This is a genomic window from Micromonospora globbae, from assembly GCF_003610785.1.
GTDB lineage: Bacteria > Actinomycetota > Actinomycetes > Mycobacteriales > Micromonosporaceae > Micromonospora > Micromonospora globbae.
This window is the reverse complement of the sequence record NZ_RAQQ01000038.1, coordinates 21926-30750: the sequence shown is the minus strand read 5'-3', so window position 1 is coordinate 30750 and position 8825 is coordinate 21926. Positions and strand designations below refer to the sequence as shown.

Below are 8825 nucleotides of genomic sequence, written 5' to 3'. Positions count from 1 at the left end.
CGTATCTACCACGGCTGCGGAACTGGCCCGCTCCGAACCCCCAGTAGGGCGACAGCACGGGAACGAGTCAGTCCGCTACCGCATCAGCGCCGCCCGAGAGCGGCCCACCCAGGTTGTCATTGAGGCAGGGGAACCCTGCGGTGAGGACATCGACGCGGGGGACTGTCGCCCAGTCGACGGTGCGGATGTCGCCGAGGTTGGGCACGCCGGGCCAGTGGTGCTCGAGCACGGTGCGGGCGTGTCGGTCGACCTCGGCGTACCAGGTGAGCTGGCCGCCGAGCACCAGCTCGACGGCCATGTCGAGGCCGCCGTAGCCGGTGCACAGCGATCCGATTCGGGGCGGAAGGTGCTGCTCAATCACGCCCCTACCTTTCGCACGGGACGGAACCAGTAGGGTTCCGTCCCGTGCGGGGCCGGGCATGGCTCCACTCACGCCGCCGACATTGATGGCCAGAGGTGGCTGGCCACCCGGCCCCGCTGGACACCCCGGCCGCTGATTGAGACGTGCGACGTGATCGCTGTGTAGGGGCGTGTCGGCGGGGTCGTCCACCGGGCACGAACTGCATCCGTGCGATCAGGAGGACCGTTTGATGCGGGTATGGGTCGGCGTTGACGCCGGCAAGGAGCACCACTGGGCGGCCGTGCTCGATGAGAACGGACAGACGCTGCTGTCGCGCCGTTTCCTCAACGACGAGCAGGCCATCGTGCAGCTCGTCAACGACATCGACGACATCGGCGAGCAGGTGACCTGGGCGATGGACATGAGCACCGGATACGTGGCGCTGCTGCTGGCGGTCCTCTGGCACCGCGGCAAGTCGGTGAACTACGTATCCGGGCGGGCCATGAACCGCGCCTCCGACGGATACCGCAGCGAAGGCAAAACCGACGCCAAGGACGCCCGGATCATCGCCGACCAAGCACGGCTGCGCCGAGACTTCGCCTCGCTGACCCCGCAGGCGGACCTGCTGACGGACCTGTCGATCCTGGTCACCCATCGCCGTGACCTCGCCACCGATCGCCAGCGCATGGTCGTGCGGTTGCGCGAACGCCTGGCGTCCGTGTTCCCCGCCCTCGAACGAGCCCTGGATGTCACCACCAAGGGCGCCCTCGTCCTGCTGACCCGCTGGCAAACCCCCGACGCCATCAGGAACGCCGGCGAATCCGTCATCGCCGCTCACCTCCGCGGCACGGCCGGCATCAGGGTCCACAAACTCACCCAGGCCGCGATGACCGCGGCCCAAACGCAGACCGTCAGCCTGCCCGGCGAGCAGACCACCGCCGCCATCGTTGCCCGACTCGCACGCGAGCTCCTGCGACTGCGCGACGAGATCAACCAACTCGACGCCGACCTCGAGCAACGCTTCCGCTCTCACGCGCAAGCCGACGTGCTCACCAGCCTGCCTGGCATGGGAACCCTGCTGGCCGCCGAGTTCCTCGTGGCCGTGGGCGACATCGCCAACTTCACCGATGCCGACCACCTGGCCGCCTACGCGGGCCTCGCGCCGGTGCCCCGCGACTCGGGACGCCGCAGCGGCAACCTGCAGCGTCCACACCGCTACAACCGAGCGTTGATGCGCGTCTTCTACACATCCGCGATGGTGGCAGCGGGCCGACCAGGGCCCTCTCGCGACTACTACCAACGCAAGCGGACGGAAGGCAAACGCCACATCCAGGCCGTCATGGCGCTGGCCCGCCGTCGGGTCAACGTGATGTGGGCGATGCTGCGCGATGCGCAGCCCTACACCGAACAGCTCCCGAAGACGGCTCCGCAGACTTGACTTACGCATTGAGAGCCACCTCCCGCCCCGGCGTCGCTACCGCGTCGAGTGCCGCCTCGGCGGGCTCGGTGTGGGGGCAGGTCCACGGTCCGCACCCCGGCGTGTCCGCCGGCTCCTGTGTGCGGGGGCGGAGGGTGACCTGGTCGAGGGGAATCCGTTGGCGGTGGAGGAAGAACTGCCCGCGCAGCAGCTGCCCGGCGGCGTTGGCCCGCGCCGAGCCGTGGCGGATCGCCGCGTCGAACGCCACCGCTTCCGCCCACCCGGCGGGGTCGTCGCGGCGCAGCCGCACCCACTCGGCATCTGTGCGGTAGGGACACCCCACGCACGCGCTGCGTGGGGTGTCCGCCAGATCGTGTTCGGTGAGGTAGGCCAGGCAGTCCTCGCGCCGCCAACCCAGGTCGAGTAACGGGAAGGTGTTGCGCATGTACGCGACGTCGGCGTCGCGGGCCCGGCCGATCTCGTCGAGACTGATCCCGATCGCCATCTCGGCGACCACACCCGCCGGGATGCGGGCGGGGTGCGGGTAGCCGAGCCGGCGCCGCACCTCCGCCTTGATGGGTTTGATCTTGTACTCTGAGGTGCACTGTCGGCGAGCCATACCGCGCTCGCTGCCGGGCCCGAGCGTGATGTTTGATTCCCCACGAGTTCCTGTCGCGGCATTCAGCTTCGTGCTGGTGAGATGACGTCCTGGCCAGGCCTTTTCGGCCGGGTCAAGATTTGGGGCTGATGGTTGACTCTTCTTCAGGATTCTTGAAATAGTTGCGGCTAGCGTGTTCATCGCCTCTTCTTCGTGAAGGTAGGTGAGTGATGGGCCTGGCTGTGGTGCGTGAGTTGCGGGCGGCGCGGCCGGCGGCGTCGGCGGAGCAGCTCGAGGCGTTCGAGCAGGACCTGGTGGCCGGGTTCGTGCTGGCTCGCGCGGCGGCGGGGTTGGCCGACGAGTCGATCCGCAAGGACGTCGGTTACGTGATGGAGTTCCGCGAGTCGATGGGCAGGCACCTGTGGACGGCGCGGCCGGACGACGTGGACCGGTATCTGGCGGTGCGGTGCAAGGGCCAGGCCCACAACACGTTGCGCATCAAGGCGCAGGCGATCGCGGTGTTCTGGCAGTACCTGGAGCTGCGGCACAGGGCCGAGATCCACGCGGTGACCGGTGATCTTGTCGAGTGCCCGGTCGACGAGCTGAACCGCCCGTCAGGCAACTGGCGGTTGAATCTGCGTGTGCCGCCGACCGACGCGGAGATCCGGCGGTTGTTCGACGGGTGGCGCGATGAGTTGGCGTCAACGCGCAAGTACCTGCCGGCCGCCCGGAACTTCTCCGCTGCGCGGTTGTGGTGCCTGGTCGGGCTGCGCATCGGCGAGACCCACCACCTGGACATCGCGGACGTGAAGTGGGAGCTCGGGGTCTTCGGCAAGCTGCACGTGCGGTTCGGCAAGGGTTCGCGAGGGCGCGGACCGAAACCGCGCATGGTGTCGTTGATCAACGGCGGCCGTGAGCTGACGGCCTGGTTCGTGGAAGACGTGCGCGGCCAGTTCGACGACGCCTGGGACCAGCCGGGCGCGCCGCTGCTGCCCTCGGAACGCCACGGCGTCGGCAGCGCCTGTTCCCGCGCCAGTAAGGAGGCGCTGCGCAGCGGGTTGGACAAGGCGGTGACCCGGCATCTGCCGGCGTGGAAGGGACGGCTGACGCCGCATGTGCTGCGTCACTACTGCGCCTCGTCGCTCTACCGAGGCGGGATGGACATCGTGGCGATTCAGGAACTGCTCGGCCACGACTGGATCGCCACCACGATGGGCTACGTCCACGTGCACCGTGCTCACGTCGACGAGTCCTGGATCAGGGCCGCTCAGCGGTCCGAGACGCGGCTGGGAAAGGCGAATCGGTGAAGTGGAATCTGCGGCTGGCCGCCGCCAAGCGCGACATCTGGAAGGCCAGCGACATGCGCCGGCTGCTCGCCGAGCACGGCCTGACGATCAGCGTCGGCAAGATGTCCAACCTCTGGTCGGGCCAGCCCACCTCGATCCGGTTAGACGATCTTGAGATCATCTGCGCGGTGCTGGGCTGCGGCCCCGACGAGCTGTTGATCCGCGAGCCGGGCACCGTGCATAGGCAGGCGCAGCCCGTCACCGACGAGCGCCCGGCTGCGGTCGGCGAGAGCGCCGCGGTGCGGCCGCGGCGACGGGCCGGCCGATCCCTGCCACCGCCATGAAGCCGGAGCGGATCGGGCAGTTGCGCCGGCTGCGGTGCAACCGGTGCGGACTGAGGGCACCGAAGACACCGAAACACGCCCGCTGCTGGCAGTGCCTGCACAGAACCGAGCCGCCGCCGTGCAAGGGCTGCGGCGGCACTTACTGGATGTCCGGCTGGTGCACCGCGTGTCACCCCGGGCTGCGCGCGTCACGCGCGGCGCCGCGCTCATGCGACACTTGCCTGGCCTGGGGCCTGCTGGACGCGCCGAACTGCAAGGCGTGCCGCTCCTTCGCGGCCAGCCACCAAATCGACGCGTGCCTGGCGTGTGGCCGACGGCTGCCGGTGAGCTGCGGCTACTGCCGGCTGTGCCGCCTCCAGGCCCAACACCTCGCCGGGCCTGGGCACCGCAGCCGCGCGCCCTACCCGTCGGTGGCACGGACCGGTCAACAGCTGTTTCTGGCCCACACGCACCGAGCCCTGTGGCGGCGACATGATCAGGAACGCCCATGCCCGACTCCGGACTCGTCGCCGGTCGCGCGGGGTCTCGGGCCGTGCGGCCGGGCATGGCCGGTCCAGGGCGAGTTGTTCACGCTGGCGCCGCAGCAGCGCCCGAGACGCGTGTGGGCCGGTGACGAACCGCGGCTGGCGTGGTTGGCGTACCTGTCGGAGGCGGCCGAGCGGCTGGCCGAGGCCGAGGGCTGGTCGTCGGACCTGCGCTACCAGGTAGCCCAGACGCTTCAAGCGCTCGTCGCAGGCACCCTGCCCGGCCTTGCCGTCAAGGCGAGCGACGTCGATCGGCTACGTGGCAGAGGTCGGAACGTCACTCGAGCTCGACAGGTCCTGCGATTCCTTGATCTACTCGACGACGACCGTCCCGACCGCGCCGACGCCTGGCTGCGTGAGCGAACCAAAGGTCTTGCCCCGGCGATCCAGATGGAGATCATCGCTTGGGCGCAGGCCCTGCGTAGCGGCGGTGGCCGCATGAGAGCCAAGTCGGATCTGACCTGGCGACACTACGTCGCAGACGTGGTCGATGCCGCCCACCAGTGGTCGGAGCGTTACGGCTCCTTGCGGGAGGTCACCCGCGACGACGTCATCACGGTCCTGTCCGCTCCGCGGCCGGGAGACGGACACAACCTCGTCACCGCTCTACGGTCGCTGTTCTCCTTCCTCAAGCGCGACAGGCGCGCCTTCCGCAACCCGACATCACGACTGCCTCGCCGCCTCACCCGCCGCCCAGTCGCCTCGATCCCCCAGCCGCTGGACCGGTCAGTGATGGACGAGATCGGCGTGGCCCGTGAGTCACCCACCGCGTGGCTCGTCGTCGTACTCGCCGCGCATCACGCACTCACCCCGAACCCCATCCGCCTGTTGCGCCTCGAGCACCTCGACCTGACCGGCCGGCGGATGCAGGTCGCCGACCAGGCCCGTTTCATCGACGACCTGACCCTCACCGCATTGATCGACTACCTGGCCTACCGGCAGACACGCTGGCCGCGCACCGCAAACCCTCACCTCCTGCTCAGCCAGCAAACCGCCCATCACGACGGCCCCACCAGCCGATGGTGGGTCCGCCACGCGGCCCGACTGCGCAGCGCGACCCTCGACGCGCTGCGCTGCGACCGCATCCTCGAAGAGGCGTTGGCGCAGGGCCACCGCGACCCCTTGCACATCGCGGCGACGTTCGGCCTGCATCCCGACACCGCGCAGCGCTACGCCGACGCCGCCTTCGACACCGCACGGGCATAGCACCGCGCATGCTCGCGTGTCGTCGTTGACACCTAGACAGGCAATGCCTAGCTTGTCTAGGTATGGATGTGAGAGGTCACCTCGATCTGCTTCTCTTGGCGGTACTCGCCGACGAAGGCCCGGTGCATGGATACGCCGTGATTACGGCGCTGCGAGACCGCTCGCAGGGCATGTTCGACCTGCCGGAGGGCACCGTGTACCCGGCGCTGCATCGAATGGAGCGCGCGGGACTGGTGACCAGCCGGTGGGAGCAGGCGGCGCCTCGCCGACGCCGGGTCTATGAACTGACCAGCGATGGTCGGCTCGCCCGAGTGGCCAAGCAGCGCGAATGGCGCAGCTTCGTCAGCGGTGTGCATGCCATCATCGGTCCGGTCGCCGCCCAGGGGCTGGCATGACGGCCGCGATGCCCGGCGAGGGCCGTGTTGATCAGTACCTCGACGAGTTGTTCGACCGGCTGGCTGGCACCGGAGCCGCCGGGCGCCGGATGCTCGCCGAAGCCGAGAGCCATCTGCTGGCGGCCACAGAGGACGGACTCAGTCAGGGCCTCGACGCCGAAGCCGCTGAACGTGAAGCCGTGGAGCGGTTCGGAGCGGTCAGCGGCATCGCCCGCCAGGTCCCCGCGACGGCGGGCAGCGTGCGAGCGTCCATGCGCCGCTTTTTCGTCGGCGCTTGGGCCACTGCCGGCGTGGTCATGACGTGGTACGGCCTCAGCGGCGTTGTCACCTGGATGCTCGGCTGGCCGTGGGTCCGACTTCTAATCGCCACCGACCGGTTCGGCACGCAGCCCAACATGTGCGACCGGCCCTGGGTCCCATCAGACCCGGCACTCGACTGCGTCAGGCACTACCATGATCAGCTCTACCTGATACCGGTGGGCGCGGATGAAGTCCCGCGCCCGTTGTTCGCGATCCTCGCGGCGAGCGGAGCGCTGCTGCTGCTGGCGCTGATGGTGGTGCGGCGCACCACCAGCCTCGGCACTCCGGCCTGGACACCGGCGCCGACCCCTTCTGGCCTCGCCGTTGCGACGTCGTTCGGCCTCACCGCAGCTGTGCTGTTGCTCTACGCCGTGACCGGGGGGATCACCTCGGCTCAGGACTGGGCGCCGAGCTACCTCACTACCGGCCTCCTCGCAAGCGTGATCGCCATAGTCGCGGCCCGTCGTACGTGGCTGCGCACGCGCACCACTTCCGCATCCATGAGCTGAGCCCGCCAGATGCAGCCGGGATCCGCCTTGCGGTGTAACCGCGAACTCAGGTGTCGTCCGCTCATCCGGACGCGAAATCCTTCGTACTCGCTGGCGATCCGGCTTCAGAAGTCGTGAACTCGTGGCGGCCACAGGGGCATGGAGGCGAACCTGTGGTGTGGGTCGAGCGCGTCAGCCCGGATGTCGCCGGTGCTGACGCGCACGACCTCGATTCCGGCCTGCTCCGCGATGCCAATCAGGCGGTCCAGATGCCGGTAGACTGCTGCCGGCTCCCAGCCGGTGTCGGCGAAGATCGCGGCGCCGAACCCGGGGATCTTGCCCTGGGCGGCGAGCAGCAGGAGAGTGGAGCTCTGCACGCCGGCGCCCAGCGACAGGTAGCGGTGGGTGGGTGCGCTCACGCGACCACCCCGGTTCCGTCCTCCTTGGCGAGGATCAGGACGTCCTCGTGCGCGATGAGGTGCATCGGCACCCCGGACGAGCGGGCCTTGCGGACTTGCTGGAGTTGGAAGAACGACGGGCGGGCGACGAGTTGCCCGTCGCGGACGGCGGCGAGCAGCGCGACGCACCGCTCGATCGGCACGAGCCCGGCGCGCAGGCCGGCGGCGATGACGGCGCTGGGCAGGTCGACCAGTTCGCCGCGTTTGCGCCACGGCCTGGCGGTGACCACGACGACGCCGCCGGGCCGCAGCAGGGTGGCGCAGCCGGCCAGGATCTGGGCGAACCCGTCGGCGAGGCCGGTCAGGTCGCGGTAGGCGAGGTTGCCCTTGTCCTCGCCGTAGCGGTCGTCGTACTTGACGACCCCGTCCGCGCCGGGCCGAACGAGGCCGTGCACGGTCGGCCCGTACGGCGGCGAGGTGACCACGAGGGCCACCTGCCCGGTGAGAGCTTTCGGGACCAGCGACATCAGCCGGGTCGCGTCGCCGCGGATCACCGACGCCCGTCCGCTGGCGCCCTGGTCGTGGGCGTGGCGGATGTTGGCGTCGGCGATGTTGCTCCACCGCGGCTCGTACTCGATGCCGAAGGCGTCGCGGCCGGCGTGGACCGCCTCGACCAGGGTGGTGCCGATGCCGCACATCGGGTCCAGGACCAGGTCGCCGGGCTGGGTGTAGGCGTGGATCGCGTGGGCGGCGATCGCGGGAAGCATCCGGGCGGGATGCTTGACCGATTCCGGCACGTATCGGCCGCGTCGCTGGGCGGGGCCGGTCGACTGGGCGGTGGCCCAGACGGACAGGCCGTCGGGGTCGGCGCGGTGGCGGCCTTCGTACTCGCGGTGCCGGCCCCGGTAGTCCTCGCTGGCGGCGAGGCCGCTGGTGTCCGGCCCGTTCCGGTCGGATCGTCCGGCGGTGGTGTGCTCAGGCACTGCGCTCACCGCCGTTGCGGTTGCGGCGCCGTCCCGACCCGGCCGCAGGAGCGTGTGCGACATCCCGCGAGTTCGTTGGGGTGGTGAACACGCTGGAGTGCTTCTGGCTGGGCAGATCGCTTGTCTGGGTCGTCTGGGTGGTTTCGACGTAACTTCGGGGATTCTGAAGCGTTTGCACAGTGGTTGGCCTTTCGGGTGTGTTGGTGAAGGTGGGGTGCTCGGGTTGGCGCTGGCGGTGGTGCGGGATTTGCGGGAGCACCGTGGGCCGGCGTCGGCGGCCGAGCTGGTGGAGTTCGAAACTGATGTGCTGGCCGGGTTCGTGCTGGCGAGGGCCTCGGCCGGGCTGGCCGACGCGACGGTGCGCGCCGATGTGGGCCATCTGGAGCAGGTGCGTGCGTGGTTTGGCCGGCCGCTGTGGGAGATGGAGCCGGCCGACGCCGACGCATACTTCGGTCGGGTGTTACGCGACGCGGCCAGCGGGACGCGGCTGGCGAGGGCGCAGGCGTTGACGACCTACTTCGCGTTCCTCGAGTTGCGGCACAAGGT

Annotated in this window: 10 protein-coding genes; 6 read left to right on the top strand and 4 right to left on the bottom strand. The window is 69.6% G+C overall.

Annotated features, from left to right (window positions below):
• Positions 1–67 precede the first annotated feature (67 nt).
• Positions 68–361, bottom strand: coding sequence for a DNA cytosine methyltransferase (locus D7I43_RS30485; protein WP_240033279.1), 294 nt, complete (start codon positions 359–361; stop codon positions 68–70).
• A gap of 229 nt (positions 362–590) precedes the next feature.
• Between D7I43_RS30485 and D7I43_RS30480 the strand changes: the two genes are divergently transcribed.
• Positions 591–1778, top strand: a complete 1188-nt coding sequence (locus D7I43_RS30480) for an IS110 family RNA-guided transposase (RefSeq protein ID WP_192902311.1) — start codon at positions 591–593, stop codon at positions 1776–1778.
• Position 1779: 1 nt separating this feature from the next.
• On the opposite strand, the gene D7I43_RS30475 is transcribed toward D7I43_RS30480, so the two are convergent.
• Entirely contained in the window at positions 1780–2556 is a 777-nt protein-coding gene (locus D7I43_RS30475) for a hypothetical protein (protein WP_240033278.1), read from the bottom strand.
• 29 nt (positions 2557–2585) lie between these two features.
• Here D7I43_RS30475 and D7I43_RS30470 point away from each other — a divergent pair, with 29 nt between their 5' ends.
• The 5 genes from D7I43_RS30470 to D7I43_RS30450 all read left to right on the top strand — a co-directional run bounded on the left by D7I43_RS30470 (position 2586) and on the right by D7I43_RS30450 (position 6919).
• Entirely contained in the window at positions 2586–3662 is a 1077-nt protein-coding gene (locus D7I43_RS30470) for a tyrosine-type recombinase/integrase (RefSeq protein ID WP_120332027.1), read from the top strand.
• A complete protein-coding gene (locus tag D7I43_RS30465) occupies positions 3659–3985 on the top strand; it encodes a helix-turn-helix domain-containing protein (RefSeq protein ID WP_120332026.1) in 327 nt (108 codons plus the stop codon). Before D7I43_RS30470 ends, D7I43_RS30465 begins: the two co-directional genes overlap by 4 nt.
• Positions 3986–4548: 563 nt before the next feature.
• The gene (locus tag D7I43_RS30460; RefSeq protein ID WP_147427333.1) at positions 4549–5715 is read left to right on the top strand and encodes a hypothetical protein; all 1167 of its coding nucleotides are present in this window, start codon (positions 4549–4551) and stop codon (positions 5713–5715) included.
• Between the two features lie 62 nt (positions 5716–5777).
• The gene (locus tag D7I43_RS30455; protein WP_120332024.1) at positions 5778–6110 is read left to right on the top strand and encodes a PadR family transcriptional regulator; all 333 of its coding nucleotides are present in this window, start codon (positions 5778–5780) and stop codon (positions 6108–6110) included.
• Positions 6107–6919 carry a permease prefix domain 1-containing protein gene (locus D7I43_RS30450; protein WP_120332023.1) on the top strand — a complete coding sequence of 271 codons (813 nt, stop codon included), beginning with the start codon at positions 6107–6109 and terminating at the stop codon, positions 6917–6919. The genes D7I43_RS30455 and D7I43_RS30450 overlap by 4 nt, the downstream gene beginning before the upstream one ends.
• A gap of 104 nt (positions 6920–7023) precedes the next feature.
• Here the strand turns inward: D7I43_RS30450 and D7I43_RS30445 are convergent, their stop codons facing one another.
• Both D7I43_RS30445 and D7I43_RS30440 read right to left on the bottom strand, forming a co-directional pair.
• The gene (locus tag D7I43_RS30445) at positions 7024–7317 is read right to left on the bottom strand and encodes an adenine nucleotide alpha hydrolase family protein (protein WP_240033276.1); all 294 of its coding nucleotides are present in this window, start codon (positions 7315–7317) and stop codon (positions 7024–7026) included.
• A complete protein-coding gene (locus tag D7I43_RS30440) occupies positions 7314–8288 on the bottom strand; it encodes a TRM11 family SAM-dependent methyltransferase (protein ID WP_420870259.1) in 975 nt (324 codons plus the stop codon). The genes D7I43_RS30445 and D7I43_RS30440 overlap by 4 nt, the downstream gene beginning before the upstream one ends.
• Between the last annotated feature and the right edge of the window lie 537 nt (positions 8289–8825).